Origin of the sequence: Lacihabitans sp. LS3-19 (assembly GCF_024343575.1) — a bacterium.
Lineage (GTDB): Bacteria > Bacteroidota > Bacteroidia > Cytophagales > Spirosomataceae > Leadbetterella.
In genome coordinates this window covers 506,931-525,259 of the sequence record NZ_RJUA01000001.1, presented here as the reverse complement: position 1 = coordinate 525,259, position 18,329 = coordinate 506,931, and the positions used below count along the sequence as shown (strand labels likewise).

Annotated in this window: 11 protein-coding genes; 5 read left to right on the top strand and 6 right to left on the bottom strand. The window is 33.6% G+C overall.

The genetic code is table 11. The features are described 5' to 3' along the window. Positions 1–95 precede the first annotated feature (95 nt). The 3 genes from EGI22_RS02060 to EGI22_RS02050 are packed head-to-tail and all read left to right on the top strand — an operon-like array spanning position 96 to position 7,303. Positions 96–650, top strand: a complete 555-nt coding sequence (locus EGI22_RS02060; protein WP_255065981.1) for a hypothetical protein — start codon at positions 96–98, stop codon at positions 648–650. Continuing rightward, entirely contained in the window at positions 651–3,995 is a 3,345-nt protein-coding gene (locus tag EGI22_RS02055; protein WP_255065980.1) for a VCBS repeat-containing protein, read from the top strand. After that, positions 3,992–7,303, top strand: coding sequence for a VCBS repeat-containing protein (locus EGI22_RS02050; protein WP_255065979.1), 3,312 nt, complete (start codon positions 3,992–3,994; stop codon positions 7,301–7,303). Before EGI22_RS02055 ends, EGI22_RS02050 begins: the two co-directional genes overlap by 4 nt. On the opposite strand, the gene EGI22_RS02045 is transcribed toward EGI22_RS02050, so the two are convergent. The 4 genes from EGI22_RS02045 to EGI22_RS02030 form a co-directional block, all read right to left on the bottom strand. After that, positions 7,282–9,678, bottom strand: coding sequence for a TonB-dependent receptor (locus tag EGI22_RS02045; RefSeq protein WP_255065978.1), 2,397 nt, complete (start codon positions 9,676–9,678; stop codon positions 7,282–7,284). The two genes, EGI22_RS02050 and EGI22_RS02045, sit on opposite strands and share 22 nt — an antisense overlap. Before the next feature lie 16 nt (positions 9,679–9,694). Continuing rightward, positions 9,695–10,912, bottom strand: coding sequence for a DUF4249 domain-containing protein (locus EGI22_RS02040; protein WP_255065977.1), 1,218 nt, complete (start codon positions 10,910–10,912; stop codon positions 9,695–9,697). Positions 10,913–11,015: 103 nt separating this feature from the next. Further along, positions 11,016–13,499 carry a carboxypeptidase-like regulatory domain-containing protein gene (locus tag EGI22_RS02035; RefSeq protein WP_255065976.1) on the bottom strand — a complete coding sequence of 828 codons (2,484 nt, stop codon included), beginning with the start codon at positions 13,497–13,499 and terminating at the stop codon, positions 11,016–11,018. Between the two features lie 578 nt (positions 13,500–14,077). Then, on the bottom strand, positions 14,078–15,799 hold the full coding sequence (locus EGI22_RS02030) for an alpha-glucosidase (protein ID WP_255065975.1): 1,722 nt from the start codon (positions 15,797–15,799) through the stop codon (positions 14,078–14,080). A 118-nt stretch (positions 15,800–15,917) separates the two neighbouring features. Between EGI22_RS02030 and EGI22_RS02025 the strand changes: the two genes are divergently transcribed. Further along, positions 15,918–16,172: a hypothetical protein gene (locus EGI22_RS02025; protein WP_255065973.1), complete on the top strand. Its 255-nt coding sequence runs from the start codon at positions 15,918–15,920 to the stop codon at positions 16,170–16,172. Continuing rightward, positions 16,169–16,429, top strand: coding sequence for a Txe/YoeB family addiction module toxin (locus tag EGI22_RS02020; RefSeq protein ID WP_255065972.1), 261 nt, complete (start codon positions 16,169–16,171; stop codon positions 16,427–16,429). Before EGI22_RS02025 ends, EGI22_RS02020 begins: the two co-directional genes overlap by 4 nt. Before the next feature lies 1 nt (position 16,430). Here the strand turns inward: EGI22_RS02020 and EGI22_RS02015 are convergent, their stop codons facing one another. Beyond that, a complete protein-coding gene (locus EGI22_RS02015; protein ID WP_255065971.1) occupies positions 16,431–17,555 on the bottom strand; it encodes a cysteine desulfurase family protein in 1,125 nt (374 codons plus the stop codon). A gap of 253 nt (positions 17,556–17,808) precedes the next feature. After that, positions 17,809–18,003, bottom strand: a complete 195-nt coding sequence (locus EGI22_RS02010; RefSeq protein WP_255065970.1) for a hypothetical protein — start codon at positions 18,001–18,003, stop codon at positions 17,809–17,811. Positions 18,004–18,329 lie beyond the last annotated feature (326 nt).

Here is an 18,329-nt window from a genome sequence, read left to right as displayed (position 1 = left end):
AAAAAGCTCAGCCGAAAGGCTGGGCTTTTTTGTTTTTATTTTGATGCTTTTGATTTATAATTATAGTATTTTTGTTATTACTTTAATAAAAACCTATGATGAAATACTTATTTGGCATTTTGATGATTGCCACTACAATATCATGCTCTAAAATTACTAATGAAAACTTTAGTGAAGAGCTGATAAAACTTGAAGATAATCAGGCCAAAATTTCAATAAACATTAATCAAAAAAACTTTTATGAAGGCCAAGAGACCTTTACTGGAAGTGGTTTTGCCTCAAATGATAATGGTGTTAAAATTAGCCTTAAAAATCAGTTTTTCGGAAATATTATTGTAAGTCTAGAAGGTAATTTAAATATCGAAAAAATGCCGCTTAAACTTACTTTTAAAAATGGTTTTCCAGAAGGAAGCACTTCTGGCTCATTTCTTATAGGCAAAATAACTGATGCTTCAAAAAATGCTGGTGAAGGATATATTTTGACGGATGGTGGATTTGAAATCATTCAATTAGATTCAAGTGCAATAATTATTAAAGTAAAAGGACAATTGAGAAAACCTTTTGGAGATAGCGGACTTTCGACAATTGACGGAAATATCGTTTGGAAAAAACCAGAAGTAAGTATAAATAAGAATTCAATAAAGGAATAAGTGAAAAAGATATTGTCAGGTATTTGTATTTCAGCGTTTAGTCTATTTTTTTCTTGTCAGAAAAACGCAAACAACGGTATATTTGAGTTAATACCTAGTAGTGTATCTGGGATAGATTTTGAAAATACCGTCAAAAACTCTGAAAATTTCAATATTTTCAATTACAGGAATTTTTATAATGGAGCAGGGGTAGCCATTGGAGATATAAATAACGATGGGCTTGCGGATGTTCTTTTGACATCCAATATGGGTTCGAATAAACTTTTTTTGAACAAAGGGCTAGACACCGAGGGGAATCCAACTTTTGAGGATATAAGCAAAAAAGCGGGCATAGAACAAACTGGAAAATGGAATACTGGTGTGGTAATGGTCGACATTAACCACGATGGTTGGTTAGATATTTATATTTGCAATGCTGGTATAGACAAATGGAAAAAACAAGATGGAAATGCCCTTTTTATCAATAATAAAAATCTGAGTTTTACTGATAAAGCAGTTGAATATGGCCTAGATGATAAAGGCTATTCCACACATGCTGCATTTTTTGACTTTGATTTAGACGGCGATTTAGATTGTTATGTCCTTAACAATAGCTTTATACCCGTAAACACGCTTAATTATGATAACAATAGAGATTTAAGGGCTGAAGATTGGCCAGTTAAAGATTTCTTAAAAGGCGGAGGTGACAAACTCTATAAAAATAATGGGGGTCATTTTGAAGACATTTCTAAAGAAGCTGGAATTTATGGAAGTTTAATAGGCTTCGGGTTGGGTGTTACGGTTGGTGATGTCAACAATGACAATTATCCTGACATTTATATTTCAAACGATTTTTTTGAAAAAGACTACCTATATATAAATCAAAAAAACGGCACTTTTAGTGAAGAACTTGAAAAACGTATCAATCATACAAGTTTGGCTTCAATGGGTGCTGATATGGCAGATATTAATAATGATGGCCTCCAGGAAATATATGTAACAGATATGCTACCCAAGGAAGAGGAAAGGTTAAAAACGACGACTTCCTTTGATAATCATTACGTATATAAACTCAAATATGAAAAGGGTTTTTACAACCAATATATGCAAAATAGCCTTCAACTAAACAATGGAGATGGTAGCTATAGCGAAATCGCCAATTACAGTGGCGTAGCAGCAAGTGATTGGAGTTGGGGTGCATTAATGTTTGATGCGGACAATGATTCTAGAAATGATATTTATGTAAGTAATGGAATATTTCATGATGTAATTGACCAAGATTTCATTGATTTTTTTGCCAATGATATCAATCAGAAAATGGTGATGTCAGGCCAAAAAGAGAAATTTGACAATATCATAAAACACATGCCTTCGCGTAGAATTGTAAACAATTTCTTTCACAATGATGGAAATTTACAATTTTCGGAAATGTCAAAAGAGTTCGGTTTTTCAGAACCCTCATTTTCAAATGGAGCTGCTTATGGCGATTTAGATAATGACGGCGATCTTGATTTAGTGGTTAATAACGTAAATCAGCAGTGTTTTGTTTACAAAAACAAAAGCAATGAACAACCAGAAAAAAACAATTACGTAAAAGTAAAATTAAAAGGCCAAGGTGAAAATACTTTCGCTATTGGATCAAAAATATTGGTATATACAAATGATGGAATTTTAACAAAACAAATACATCCCTCTAAAGGATTTCAATCAAGTACAGAATATGCTCAAACTATCGGAATAGGAAAATCAAGAATAGATTCTTTAGTGATTTTTTGGCCAAATAATACTAAGAGTATTTATAAAAATATTGAAACTAACAAACTTCTGAAATATGATATTACAGAAGGGGTCAAAATTGAAAATGATATAAAAAACATAAAAGAGACTCAACTTTTTGAAAAGGTAAACTTTTCAATATTTGAAAAACATACTGAAAATGACTACGAAGATTTTTATAACGAAAAGAATATACCTATTATACTATCTAAAGAAGGGCCAAAAGCTGCAATCGGGGACATAAATGGTGATGGTAAACAAGATGTATTTATATGTGGTGCAAAAAATCAGGCCGGCCAACTTTATATTCAAACAAATGGTGGATTTACAAACTTAAAAAATGAAGACCTAAAAAATGCTGCATTTTTTGAAGATACCGCAGCGGAGTTTTTCGATGCTGATGGAGATGGAGACCTTGACTTGGTAGTTGGTACTGGTGGAAACGATACGGAATCCTCGGAAAGAATGTATTTGAATAGACTTTATCTAAATGACGGCAAGGGAAATTTCAAATACAATAATCAAGCACTACCCTACAACGGATTCAATACATCATGTATAGCCCCCTTTGATTTCGATTCAGACGGAGACCTTGATTTGTTTATCGGAAATAGATCAACACCAATGGCTTATGGATTAAATCCGCAACAGTATATTTTACAAAATGACGGAAAGGGTAATTTTAAAAATATAACTAAAGAAGTTTGCCCTGAACTGGCCAATTTAGGAATGGTAAGATCTGTGGCTTGGGCAGATATTAATGGAGATAAAAAGAAGGAATTGGTAATAGTTGGCGACTGGATGAGCCCTAAAGTTTATGAATTCAAAAACAAAAAATTTGAAACCATTAACTCAGGACTTGAAAATTTATCAGGTTTCTGGGGTGAAATTAAGGCTGCCGATCTAGATAATGACGGAGACTTAGACTTGGTTTTGGGAAATATTGGTGAAAACTTTGCTCTAAAGGCTTCAGAAGGAAATCCACTCAAACTTTGGGTGGCAGACTTTGACGAAAACAATCAAATAGACAAGATTTTAACCAAAAGAGTCAATGGAAAAGATGTGCCTGTTTTTTTAAAAAGAGAAATGATGGAACAGTTTCCGATACTAAAAGCAAAAAGCTTAAAACATGAAGATTATGCCAAAAAGAGCATTGAGGACCTTTTTGACAATAAAAAAATAATGAATGCTCAAAAGAGCGAAGTTAATACCCTTAAATCAATAATAGCATTAAACAATGGAAAAGGGCATTTTACAATTACAGTATTGCCATTCCAAGCTCAACTAAGCTGTATAAATGCGGTAAACATAACAGACATTAATCATGATGGACAACCCGATATTTTATTAGCCGGAAATTTCACAGGATACATTCCACAGTTTACACGGTTAGATGCTTGCAGAGGAATAACAATGATGAACCAAGGAAAGGGAAAATTTGAGGTCATAAAAAACATTAAAAGTGGGTTTACAACTTCGGGAGAAGTAAAAGATTTAAAGTTTATAACAGTTGGAAATAAGAAACTATTAATCTCATTATCAAACAATAGTGTTCCACAGTTTTTTGAATTGAAAAACCAGATTCAATGAAGAATTTAATAATTATATTGATTGGTATTATCATTTTGGCTTGTTCTAAAGAAAAGGAAAAAAAAGAGATATTCAGAGTAAAAGAAGCCTCTGAAACAGGAATTTCTTTTTCAAATGACCTAGCTCCGAGCGGTGATCTCAATATATTCAACTACATGTATTTCTATAACGGAGGCGGAGTGGCTACTGGGGATTTAAATAATGATGGCAAGCAAGATTTGATTTTTACTTCCAATCAAAATCAGAATAAAATATACATAAACAAAGGAGAATTAAAGTTTGAAGACGTTTCTGAGGCTGCTAACTTCAAAAATGAGAAAGGTTGGTCAACTGGAGTTTCTGTTGTTGATATCAATCAGGATGGTTTGCTGGATATTTATATTAATAGAGTTGGAAAATTTGAAGAACTAAGTGGGCATAACCTTCTTTTTATTTGTGAAAACATTGATGATAAAGGAATACCACATTATAAGGAAAGCTCTGCTTCTTATGGTTTAGATTTGGTTGGTTTCAGCACCCAAACAGCTTTTTTTGATGCAGATTTAGATGGTGATTTAGATATGTTTCAATTGAATCATTCGGTCCACCAAAACGGAACCTATGGCAAAAGAGATGTTTTTTTAAATACTTTTCATGAACTAGCAGGTGATAGATATTTTGAGAATAAGGATGGTAAATACATTGAAACAACTAAAACAATTGGCATCCATAGCTCAGCAATAGGCTACGGGCTCGGCATTGCACTTTCAGATGTAAACCTTGATGGTTATCCAGATTTTTATATTGGAAATGATTTTCATGAAAATGATTATCTATATATCAACCAAAAAAATGGCACGTTCAAGGATGAAATGCTTGACAAGATTGACCACACAAGTAGGTTTAGCATGGGCGTGGATATGGCAGACCTTAACAACGACCTATTCCCGGAAATATTCACACTAGACATGCTTCCTTATGATCCAGAAATACTAAAACGCTCAGAAGGAGAAGATGCATTTTATAATTTTAAATTCAAATTGTCGCAAGGCTATAATATTCAGTTTGCCAGAAACAACCTTCAACTGAATAATAAAAACGGATATTTCTCAGAAATAGGGATGTATGCGGGAGTACATGCTACTGACTGGTCTTGGTCAACACTTTTATTTGACTTTGAAAATGACGGTAAGAAAGATATTTTCATCTCTAATGGCATAAACAAAAGAATGAACGACCTTGATTACATAAATTTTGTATCAAGCGATGAAATTCAAGAGAAAATATCGAAGAAAAAATTTGATGAGTCAGATGAGTCCTTGGTTGATTTATTACCCGAAATTAAAATTCCAAATAAGTTCTATTCCAACGCAGGAGAGGTTAAGTTTAACGATTTATCAGAAAGCGTTAGTGGCAATGAGGGCTCATTTTCAAATGGATCTATTTACGTTGATTTAGACAATGACGGAGATTTAGATGTTGTAACCAATAACATCAATCAAAAAGCTTTTTTGTACGAAAACCTCAGCAATGAATACGCTCCAGAAAACAATCACCTAAGCATAAGTTTATTAGGATCGGATAAAAATAAAAATGCAATAGGTGCAAAGTGTATTGTATACGCTGACACCACAACTTTTTTTCAAGAAAAATTTCCGGTTAGAGGTTTCCAATCTTCTATAGAAAGTCCGCTTACTTTTGGCTTAGGCAAAGTTTCAAAAATAGATTCAGTTGTGATTATTTGGCCAGACAATACTTTTGAAAAGCTAAAAGGTGTAAACCTAAATACCGTTTTAAAAGTAAAATATCAGACTGGATTACCGAAATTTGACTACCAAGTTTTTCATAAAATAGCAAACGAATTCGTCGACATTGCTGCTGAAATCGGTTTAGATATAAAGCATGACGAGAATGAATATAATGAGTTTGATCGTGAGGCTTTGATTCCAAACATGATGTCTACCGAAGGTCCGGCATTAACAGTTGGAGATATAAACAATGACGGTTTAGAGGATATATTTGTTGGAAGTTCGAAGTGGAAAAACTCAAAAATATTTGTTCAAAACTCAAGTGGGAAATTCGTAAATCTACCGCAAAAAGCATTAGAAGCCGATAGTGTTTTTGAGGATGTAGATGCGGTTTTTGCAGATATTAATGGTGATGGTTTTAATGACCTAGTTGTAGCCTCAGGCGGAAATGAATTTTATGGAAAATCACCCAATTTAGCACCTCGACTTTATTTAAATGATACAAAAGGGCAGTTTATTCGTAAGCTAGATGCCTTTAAGGATTTGTTTTTAACATCGTCTGTAATATTGGCGAAAGATATAAACAACGATAAGAAAATAGATTTGTTTTTGGGTGCTAGAGCTGTGTCATGGGCTTACGGTGAAATTCCTAGCTCATATTTACTAATTAATGACGGTAATGGAAACTTTACAGATCAAACAGAAAAAATTGCACCTGAATTAAAGAAATCAGGTTTTGTAAAAAACGCAGTTTGGGTTGATTACGACGGCGACAAACAAGAAGAATTAGTAATAGCTTACGAGTGGGATGGCATAAAATCTTTTAAAAATGAAGGGGTAAAGTACAAACAAACTTATTTGACAGACAAAAAAGGCTGGTGGAATTTTGCGATGCCAATGGACGTAAATGGAGATGGTAAAATAGATTTTGTATGCGGAAACTTAGGTGAAAACAGCAGATTGCATGCTTCTGAAAAAGAACCTATCAGAATGTATGTAAACGATATAGACGATAATGGAAGGTTAGATCATATAATCACGCTATATATGCAAGGCAAAGAAACCATATTTGCTGATAAGAGAGAGATTGAGAAACAGCTACCATTTGTGAGGAAGAAGTATATCTTTTCAAAAGACTTTGCCAAAGCGAGTCTAAAGGATGTGTTTGGAAGTACTAAAATATCTGATGCAAAGGTTTTTGAAGCCAACTATTTTGAAAACTCTGTTTTGATAAATAATGGCGATGGTACATTTAAGCTGGAAGCTATGTCAGGAAATACTCAGTGGACTCCATACTTTGCAGCGGTTGACATTTCGGCTTATAAAAAATCAGAGTTTATGATGTTGGGTAATTTTTATGAATGTAATATTCAAATGGGTCTTTATGATGCTGACCAAGGGAATGTTTACCAATACATTTCTGAAGGAAAAACATTAAAAAATCCGATAAGGCAAGCACCAATAAAGGCTCAAACCAGACGAATAAAGCCTATTAAAATAAATGGAAAAATCATTTATTTGGTAGCCAACAATAATGCAAAAATGATGGCTTTAAGTCATCATTCAAACTTGAAATTATAAGCAAGCGAAACAATTGGTGCTCCAAAGATCTGCAGTTTGTAAGCTTTTATTGAGCCGTTTTCTGTTTTGAAATATACAGAATATGCATTTTTGTGAGCATAAAGATTGTATACAGAAAATGCCCAGTTTCCTTTGTATCTCCTGTCTTTCATACTTGGATTGGTGATATTCCAAGAGAAATCTAACCTATGATAGGTTGGTATTCTAGCATTGTTTCTTTCATCATAAAACGGATAAAAGTTATTTTGGTAATTCACAAAACCTACTGGCTTGCTATAAGGCCTTCCTGAACTCAATACAAAATTGAAAGCAAATGAATTATGCTTATCTACTGCGATATCAATTGAGGTATTAAATGTGTGCGGTCGGTCGTAATTTGCTCTGTAACTATTTCCATTGTTTACCAAATCCAATACATTGGTGTTAGCATAGACTTGATTAAAAGTTCTGGCATAAGTATAATTTGTCCATCCAGTAAGGTTTCCTTTCTTTTTAGAAAACATTATCTCTGCACCATAAGATGTGCTAAATCCTTGAACCAACTGCGTTTCAGGGAATTTTTGTAATAAAAAATCTGCCCCTGGTTTGTAATCAATGATATTGTTTGACCTTCTGTAGTATCCTTCAATACTGATGTCGTATACGTTCCCTTCTAAAGTCTTGTAAGATCCTAGCGTAAACAAATGACTTACTTGAGGAGCTATATTTGCATCAGAAGTTTTCCATCTTGATGTAGGAATAGGCGTTGTAGTATTTGACACTATTTGAAGATATTGACGCATTAAATTATAGCCCATTTTCAAAGAAACGGTTTCATTTAAAAGATACCTTAAGCCAAACCTTGGCTCCAGCCCGCCATAAGTTTTAATGATTTCACCTTTGTTGTAAAACGTAGAACCCGTAACCGAAAATTCATCTCTAGGCTGTTCAGCATCATAAGTTCTCACTTCAGAGGCACCTAAAGCTGTAAAAAATGAATATCTCAAGCCGGCCGTAACAGCTAGTTTTTTTGAAAATTCATATTCGTCATCTATGAAAATACCGTATTCGTTGGAGTATTCTGTCGGCACTTCAATATAGTTTACGCCGGAGGCTTTTCCTGGATCTAAAGTGCCAGGTCTAATCTTTGTTTGTGTGAAGTTCAAACCCATCTCGACCTTTTGCTTATCTTTTTGATAGTTAAGGCTAGATTTGTAAATACTTTGATCCAGTCCTGAATTTAGCTTAACCTTATAATTGGTAAGATTTTCAATAGTACCAATAGTTGGGTCATAATTTGCCCTTGTAAAACTTGTAGATAAATCTAAGTTATTGTTTATCAAATAAACCCATTTGGCGTTATAATTTGTGGTTTTATGCTCGAAAAAAGTAGCAGAACCTATTACGTTTGGTAGATTTGACAACAAGTCTGTTTGAAAAAAGTCATTGCTTCCATACCTCATTAAGGTTAAAGTATTCTTATTGTTTACCCTCCAAAAACCCTTTAATACACCTTCGTAAAAATTGGTCTTTACGTTTTCGAGTTGCGGACTTAGCCTAGGTAAAAGAAAATCAGTAAAGGCACCCCTTCCTGCAAAATATATCCCTACCCTATCCTTTATGACAGGTACTTCTACCATCAATTTATTGGAAACTATGCTGATTCCACCCTTTATTTTAATACTCGAAAGGTTAGGGTTTTTTAAGGTTAAATCCAAAACAGAAGCCGCCCTACCACCATATCTGGCGGGAACATTTCCTTTGTAAAGGTCGAGGTTGCTGATAGCATCCGGTGGAATCACAGAAAACAAACCAAACATATGCGTTGGATTGTAAATAGGTGTATCGTCAATCAAAATCAAATTTTGGTCTGTTGTGCCTCCTCTGATATTTACACCATTTGAGGCTTCTCCTACACTAGACACCCCAGGCAACATTTGTATGCCTCTTAAAAAATCTACCTCACCAAAAGCTGAAGGTATTTTTTCTAAAGTTTTAATATTGATTTGATTTACCCCAAGCAATGGTTTCTTGACATTTTCATCTATCCGGTTGGTCGATACCACAACTTGCTCCAGCTCATTAACCACTTGCCTCATTTTTATAACATAATTAGTCGAGACCGAGTTAGCATCAGTATATAACCAAAACGGCACATAGCCTACATAACGGACAGAGATAGCGTGATCCTCTTTGGTTAGGAATACCTTAAATCGACCTTTATCGTCGGTTTTTAAGGATAAAGACTTTCTCTTAAAGTCTAGAGAGACTGTGGCATTTTTTAATGGCTCACTGGAAATAGAATCAACCACAACTCCAGTAATCTCAAGGTTTTGAGCAAATACTGAAGTAGAAATCACACCAAAAAAAAGGAATAAATATATAAATTTCATCATAGTTTTTTAAAATGGATTATCTACCAAACTGCCAATTTCGAGGTGCTATGGCTGTTCTACTAGCACTTGGTTTACAAATAGCGACTGGAATAATAGGTCTTTCGTCTGACTCATATTCTGGAATAGGGTCTCTTTTGTTTTGGTATTTAAACAAATTGTCTTTTATGGCACTTCCATCACCTGCTCGATTGAGCATGTACCTAACTTCTGATACAGCCGATACCCCAAAATACCCCAAAACTATTTCTGATTCATTGTTGACATTTCTAACATTACCTTTGATAGGAGCTGGCGGGGTGTCTGCAAGTGTGCCCGTATTTACCGATTGGTCTTCTATTAGCTTAAGGTATCTGTATGCATTGGGATTCATGGAATATTGTTGAACTACAACCAAACATGGGTTTGATTGGTACAAAGGAATTTGAGCAACCAACTTGTCGTATTGGGTTTTGCCGTCTGTGTAAAGATCCGAAAATATGTCAATTTTTGAACCTAAAAATATATCCCAACAAAGAGATTCACAGAAATAATCAAAGTAGTTGATGCTCGGAAGCGAAAGGTCTTTTATACACTCTCCTACTGGACTTAAATTTGTTCCCGAACGATAATACCTACCTTGTTTACAAGTTTCGCAGATATTTTGAATCTCGTAAGAAAACCACTTCCATCTATAAAAATTCTTCTCACCTGCTGGGTCTATAAAATCAATGTAAATATCATGGGTGGAGATATTGCCAGTATTTGAACTTTTGTCTTTTATTCCCTTCTCATTAAATTTACTTAACAACGTAGCAATTTCGGGTACAGGAACTATTTTCTCAGCAGTCGAATGATATTTTTCGCCTTCTTTTGTAGTAAAAAACAGAGCATATTCTGATCCAACTTTTCCAACAAACCCGGGAGGAGTTTTATAATAACCTGGTTCATATTCAAACAAATCTATTTTATTGCTCCCATTTTCCATAACCCAAACGGTCGCCTCTTTTACAGGAAAAATATCATCACTTTTAGGAGCTATCGTTGCGGTAAATTCTGAACTAGCAAAATTTGCTGCTTTGTTGGTTCTAAAAATTGAAATTACTTGCTGTTCGTCTAGGTCAGAAATAATTCCGTCAACTATTAAATAAGACTTGGATGCGTCAACCGAAACTTTTATTGGATCAATACATGAGGAGACAAAAAATACAAAAGAAAGAATTATCGCCCAGATGGGTTTATGGATATTTTTTATCATAGGTTAAAATTTTACCAAAGGTAAGAAAAAATCAATCCTTTTGACCTTTATAATAGATTTAAAGTAGGATTTAGAACAATGAGAAAGGTTTTATAATAAGCATTTATGGTTTATAAAACCCTTCTATAATAAATACTTTCTTATCGTTTTTGTTCTCTTTTTTAGGTTTTTCATGGATAATCTCAGCTTCACTTAAATTTTCATTTTTAAATAAATCCTCCACCATTTCCTTCCTTTTTTGTAAACTTTCCCATTCACCTTTGTTCATTAGCAAGGTCCAATTTATAGGTCTTTGTTCTGCGAAAACTGGAGGTAAGCTCGGAATTGTGTCTAAATTCACTTCACATTTATTGCAGATATAGGTCAATTGTTTTTTGCCGAAAAAATCTAAACCTTCTATTTCAAACTTATCCAAGGTATTAATGTCAAATATTTGCGGTTTTACATTTGTGGTATCAGATACATCATCACTCACCATAAACTTAATATCCACAGGCTTTATGAAAACAGTTCCGTTAGATTTTAAGACAGTTCCAGAAACTTTAAGTCCTTTTTCGTACTCATATTTTCTATCATAATCAAACATATAACTTATTGGCTCTTTAAAAGTCAGATTGCTTTTAATAAAATAGTCCTTACTCATACTATCCACCAATTGTGTTTTTTCTGCAATAACTTCAAAGTCTTCGTCTAATAAAAAAATTGAAAGGTTAGAAGATTGAAAAGGAATATCAAGGTTAAGAACATAAGAATTTAAGTTGTTGATGATTTTATTATAATATACTATTTGTCCAGATTTTACTATGGCAATATTCACGGAGTCTATCGTCAACCCCTTGTTTTGAATCTGCATCCTCAATTTTTCAGTAGAACTTATATAATCCGCCGCTAGTACCATTCCTTTCTTTTCTACTGCTGGCATTTTGAACGATTTGTTTCCTCCTAAAATCTTGTATTCACCATCTTCGGTAGGAATAAACTCAACCAAACACATTCCTAAAGAATCTGTTGCAGAGACCACAACTTCATTGTTTTTAGGAGATACTATTTTAAAAGAAGTAGGCATATTTCGGCCAAAATTATCAAGGCTTTCAATTAAAATTCTAGATTTCAAACCATTCACTAGGGCTGTATTTGCTTCAACATGAACTTTTATATCCTCTAACCCAATGTTAATATTATCAGGCATTTCCTCCATGAAATTTTTACCAAAAACTGTAAAATCTACTTTAAGAAATCCAGCTTCCGAAAAATTTCTCATCCAGTTGGTATACATTCTAAGCTGATAGTTACCAGTTGTCAAGTTTTTTGGTAGCTCAAATCCAAGCTTCGCCTGAGCATTATTAACCTTTAGTTTGAAATTATTAATAATTTCCCCCTTTCCTAAATCGATAAAATCAGCATATAAAATCTTACTGAAAGTGGCAGAAAATCCACTTTGAATATCTTTAATATTTAAATCCACATTTAAATTTTCTCCCGCCAAATAATAAGGTTGAAGATTTTCTATTTCAATTTCCTCTCTAGGATTTCTAAACTTTTCGTCAACTTCTTTGGGCAAGAGTAAGGTCAATTCTTCAAAATCAAAATCCAATAAATCGCCTATTTCATAGTCAAAAGGCAGCAGATTGGCCATTCTACGGTCTGCCATACCGCCTGAAATCTCAACAGACATAGGATCAAACAAATTTCCAAGTTCATCTACTTCTATCGGAACCTCTTGTTTTAGAATAGACCGCTCAACCCATCTGTTTCGATTCCAATATCTTACAAAAACTCTATGGGCAAAATTCACCAAATACATATTCTCAACATTGGTTTTATATACCAAAGTAGAATCATTAAATTTCAAACTTGGATGTTTTCCATACGCCTCTTCTTCATTAAATACTTTATACTCTGGGTCTGTCTCAAGATATTCACTTGAAAAACCCTGCTCTTTTATTTGACGATACAAAACAGATTTAAAGAAATGCTTTATAGATCCCAAATAGGCAGCTTTTCGGTTCTTTTCCCAAAGCTCTTCTTCTACTTTATCTTTGGGGGTCATAACCTCAAATCTAGGAATACCATTTATGCCAATTTTTCTTTGATCTTTTTGAAAATAATCAAGAATAAAGAAAACTTTATACCCCATTTTCTTATTTTCAATAATGATTGGCTCAAAGGAAGAAGCACTCAATATTTCATTTTTTCTTTCAAAATTCACCACTTCTTTGTTGGCAATTTTGACATCTTTCTTTTTAAAATTATTACCCAAAAATTCCCTAGAGAATTCTTTGAAATTCGCCTCCCACTCTTTATCCCTTTTGGCTACAATTTTAAGCTCTTTTAGAGCCTTTATATCTTCCTCAAGTTTTATACTAATTTCCTCTATATTTTTGTCCACAGTCAAAACCTGCACATCAGGTTTGAAACTCACCATAGAAGCGACTAGTCGGTACTTTCCACCTTTTATCTTACGAATAATAAATTTGCCTTGGTCATCAGTTTGCGTGCCAATAGTTGATCCTTGGAAGTAAACATTTACAAATGGTAAGCCTTCTCCTGTTTTGGCATCTTCTACTTTTCCACTGATGGTATACATATTCTGCCCGAAAACTAAGCTAGCAAGAATACAAAAGCAGATTGTATAAAAAGTTTTTTGCATAAAGTAAGACAAGGTTGAATTCAAAAATAAGGATTTAATTCAATTCCAAATGCAATCGAAACGAATTTAACAAACAATTCAGTTAAAATAGAATTTGAAAATATAGAAAAACAAATTTCATGATTATTTTAGTCCTTTAAACCTTCAACCACTAATGGAATTTTCAAAATCAGAAAGGGCGAAAGCCAGAGAATTGCTCAAAAAGGCAGTTGAGATAGCGTTTTGCGATAGGTCTTCAAAAATTTGACAAAATAATAGAAGGCTGGAAATATAGAAAAACTGATTCGAGAGAAAGCTATTATGCTATTTTTCAGGAAGAAAAAGACTTAGATAAACTTATCACTTGGCGATATGATGGCGTAAGAAACGATGATCTAGAATTCAAAATTATTCAACTATACACTGAAAAAATACTTCAAGACCAAGATTTAGGGTTTTTCAGACCCGAAAATCAGAAGTTTATTAAAATGAAAAGAAATACCAAATAAGATTAGCATTTCTTTTCACATTCAAAATCACTTCACTTCATAAATTCTTGCCTCATAAGGTCTTAGAATTATTTTGTCAGACTTAACCGAAGTCGATGAAGGGTAGTTATTTAATAATAACTTGCCCAATTTCAAATCAAGTTTTGTGCTTGCATCGTTTTTAGAAAAATTCAAGACAATCAATAGTTTTTTGCCATCCATTTCTCTTGTATAGGCATATACATCAGGGTTGGCTTTGTCTAAAAGCGTATATTTCCCATAAACCAAAACAGGATTGTTCTTCCTAAAAGCCACTACTTTTCTAAAATAATTCAATGGTGAATTGGCGTCTTTTTCTTGTGCAGCTGCATTAATATTAGCAAAATTCGGGTTTACTTTTAGCCATGGTTCTCCCATAGAAAATCCCGCATTTACAGAAGAATTCCATTGAAAAGGCGTTCTTCCATTATCACGGCTAGATATTTTTTGCTCTTCAAGAAATTTCTTCAAATCTCCCCCTGTTTTTTGGAGATAAACATATTCGTTTTTAAGTGGCATATCTTTATAGTCTTCCACATTATCAAATCTAATGTTGGTCATCGCCAATTCATCACCATTGTAATAATACGGCGTGCCACGCATAGTCATAATAAACGTAGTCAACATTTTTGAAGAAACATCTCTAAAGGCAGGGCTATCATTTCCGAATCTGGTAACCATACGAGCTTGGTCGTGATTGGCTAAAAATATCGAAAGCCAGCCATTATTGGCAAACGCCGAGTCCCATTTTGTGAAAACATTTTTAAAATGCAAAAGTGAGTAACCATTAGGTTTAGCAATGTCCACACCTTCAAATGCATAAGCCATATTGAGCTCTTTTCTGTCTGCATCCACCAGATTATGAGCATCTTCCATAGTGTTACCGGCACCTTCAGCTACACTCATCACATTGTATTTGCTAAAAACCTGCTCGTTCATTTCTTTTAAATATTGGTGCAAGTGCGGACCCATGGCTATGTATTTTATAAAATCTTTCTCGTAGCCATCTGGCCAAACAGGGAAAGTGGTATCCTTTGAAGCAAACTGAAAAGCATCTAATCTAAAACCGTCAATACCTTTTTCTGCCCAAAACTTCATCACATCATATATCTCTTGGCGAAGTTTTGGATTTTCCCAATTCAAGTCGGGTTGCTTGGTAGAAAAATAATGCAGATAATAAGCATTTGTAGTTGAGTCATACTTCCAAGCATCATGATTGATGTCAAAAAGGCTGTATCTGTAAGGTGGTTTTCCGTTTTCGGCAGGCCACCAGTGGTAATAATCGCGATAAGGACTCGTGCGAGAACTGCGACTCTGCTTAAACCAATCGTGCTCATCACTGCTATGGTTTACTACCAAATCCATCACCATTTTGATGTTTCTGTCGTGAAGACCTTTCAACAAAACATCAAAATCTTCCTTAGTACCAAACTCCTTCATTATACCACGGTAATCGCTGATGTCGTAGCCGTTATCATCATTCGGCGAGCTATAAAACGGATTAATCCAAACAGCCGTGATGCCCAAACTTTTGAGATAATCAAGTTTTGAAATAATGCCTTTCAGGTCACCAATTCCGTCGCCATTGCTGTCTTTGAAACTCCTTGGGTAAATCTGATAGACAACGGCTTCTTTCCACCATTTTTTGTCAGTTTCGGGTTTTTTCTGGGAAAACGAAGATTTGCTAAAAAGCATAAATAGGCCTAAAATAGGCAAGAAGAATTTTTTCATTATATCATAGGTATTGTATAAAACAAAAGTAAGGATTTTTAGGAAATTCAAAAATTCAAAGCATTAAAATATAGCATCTTAATAAGATTTGACTAATTTTGAAAAAACTAAAATTGGAATGAATACTTTGATATATCACCTAGAGGCAGATAAAATTGACCACAAATTAATCGAGAGTATCAAAGCTTTTTTTGGAAACAGAAAAATTGAAATTTCTGTAAAAGAAGAAATGAGTGTTGATGATTTGATTAAAAAAAACCATGATTCAAAAACATATTATGAGTTTTCTTCCGAAGAGTTTGATGATTTTGCCAACAAAATTTTAAACGAAGAAAAAGTAGATTATGAAAAATATATGAAGACTAAGTCATGAGAAGTATTAAATTTCTGGGAGAATCATTTGAGGAATTTAATAATTGGGGAATAGAAAATAAGCAGATTCAGAAGAGAATTGTAAGATTAATTCAAGAAATAAGAAGAACGCCATTTGAAGGAATAGGAAAACCCGAACCACTAAAAAACACTTTGTCTGGCTTTTGGTCAAGACGAATTGATGACGAACACAGAATCATTTATGAAGTAAAATCTGAAGAAATAATAATTCATTCAATTAAAGGTCATTACATATAAACTACCCAATTACCTCCTTCATCCAATCCAAAACTTCATCTAGTTGCTCCATAGTATTTCCCCAACCAAAACTAAACCGTAAACTCGCAAAAGCATCTGATGAACTTAGTCCCATTGCTGTCAACACATGAGAAGGAAAAGTAGTAGCAGAGTTACACGCCGAACCGTTAGAAACAGCAATATTATGCAACTTAAGCATCAAATCTTCTCCATCGTATCCAGTAAAACAAACATTCGAGATATTCGAAACCCGAGAAGAATCAGCAGCATTTATAATAGATTCGGGAAATATCTCTTTTATTACACTTTCAAATTTTGATTTAACACTGCCGCAATGGTGATTATATTTTTCGATATTTTGCTGGGCCAATTTAGTGGCAAGTCCAATACCAACGATTCCTGGGATATTCAATGTACCACTCCGTAGACTCCTTTGTTGGCCCCCTCCTACTATCTGCGGCGAGAGTTTTAAGCCTTCCTTCACTAACAAACCCCCAACGCCTTTTGGACCGTATATTTTATGAGCTGAATAACTGAGCATATCTATCCCTCGAAAATCTATGTCTAGTTTTCCAACAGCTTGCGTGACATCAATATGTAACAAAAAATCGTACTTTTCTTTGAGTTTAATAATTTCGGCCATAGGATGAATGAGCCCCGTTTCGTTATTTGCATACATTAATGAAAGTAAACTAAAGCCTTTTTTTAGTTCATTTTCCAAAACTTCCAAATCCAAATCTCCATTTGGTTTTACACCTAAAATAGTTACTTGACTACCTTTGCTTTTGAGAGTTTCAGCAACTTCGAGTGTGGCCTTATGCTCCGTGTTGTAACTAATAAATCTTGTTTCAGGCTGATATTCAAAAAAACCTTTTAAGGCTAGATTTATAGATTCAGTAGCCCCACTCGTAAATACGACTTCATTTTTTTTGCATTTAAAAGCCTTAGAAATCTGCTCAACTGCAGTATCAAAAGCCTCCTCAGCAAACCAACCGTAAGCATGATGTCGACTAGAAGGATTTCCATAATTTTCGGTAAAATATGGGAGCATAGCCTCCAAAACCTCAGGAGAAACAGGCGTAGTGGCCGCATGATCAAGATAAATCGGAAGTTTTTTCAAAGACATTTTTGGTTAGTAAACCAAATTTATGCTTTTCGGATTAGAGCACCAATTATTGCGGAAAAGTTTGTGAATAATAGTAAATCAATAAAAACAAAAAGCCCAACAAAAATCCCCAACTACGTATAAAATTTAGAAGATCTTTAATTTTTAAAAAATCCATTTTTGCTTTTTTTTACAAAAATAGAAGTTGAATATTATCTAAATGTTAAGCCAAAATTAAGAATGTTTTAAACTAAAAATGTACAATATCAACGTTTTAACCAATAAAAACACTTTTCTTCGCTACCACAGGACTTTCATATCTAAAAGTTCCAAATTCGATATCCATCATATTTCTACGAGAAGTTTTTACAGTTTTATTTTTATGACATTTTTTAAAGATGGGTTTCGAAATACCAGAGATAGGTATCATAATAAAAGCGATAAGGATTAAAGATTTAATGTTTTTCATTTTAAAATATTATTAGGAAAGAAAAAATACATGTTTTGAAGTTTTAGCAGGAATAGCAAAAGAAAAATGAAACGGAAATATAACATTATTTAAAAATGTCAACTTTTCGAATAATACTTTTGCAATCGAACTTTTCATTTACTTTTTGGTTTTAAATTTCTCGTATTTAAATATACGTGAATTGATTTAAATCAATTGCAAAACTAAAGCATTTATTCCAAAAAATAATATTTAGAAATAATCAAAATTGACATAAATCAATTAGAAAAATAATATATAATATATTGAATTTTAGAATTTTATATTCATACCAATACCATTGAATA

Bases quoted from the DNA above. Each gene is read 5' to 3' on its own strand.
- EGI22_RS02060 (WP_255065981.1), top strand. From the start codon at position 96: ATGATGAAATACTTATTTGGCATTTTGATGATTGCCACTACAATATCA.
- EGI22_RS02050 (WP_255065979.1), top strand. From the start codon at position 3,992: ATGAAGAATTTAATAATTATATTGATTGGTATTATCATTTTGGCTTGT.
- EGI22_RS02045 (WP_255065978.1), bottom strand. From the start codon at position 9,678: ATGATGAAATTTATATATTTATTCCTTTTTTTTGGTGTGATTTCTACT.
- EGI22_RS02040 (WP_255065977.1), bottom strand. From the start codon at position 10,912: ATGATAAAAAATATCCATAAACCCATCTGGGCGATAATTCTTTCTTTT.
- EGI22_RS02035 (WP_255065976.1), bottom strand. From the start codon at position 13,499: ATGTATACCATCAGTGGAAAAGTAGAAGATGCCAAAACAGGAGAAGGC.
- EGI22_RS02030 (WP_255065975.1), bottom strand. From the start codon at position 15,799: ATGAAAAAATTCTTCTTGCCTATTTTAGGCCTATTTATGCTTTTTAGC.
- EGI22_RS02025 (WP_255065973.1), top strand. From the start codon at position 15,918: ATGAATACTTTGATATATCACCTAGAGGCAGATAAAATTGACCACAAA.
- EGI22_RS02020 (WP_255065972.1), top strand. From the start codon at position 16,169: ATGAGAAGTATTAAATTTCTGGGAGAATCATTTGAGGAATTTAATAAT.
- EGI22_RS02015 (WP_255065971.1), bottom strand. From the start codon at position 17,555: ATGTCTTTGAAAAAACTTCCGATTTATCTTGATCATGCGGCCACTACG.
- EGI22_RS02010 (WP_255065970.1), bottom strand. From the start codon at position 18,003: ATGAAAAACATTAAATCTTTAATCCTTATCGCTTTTATTATGATACCT.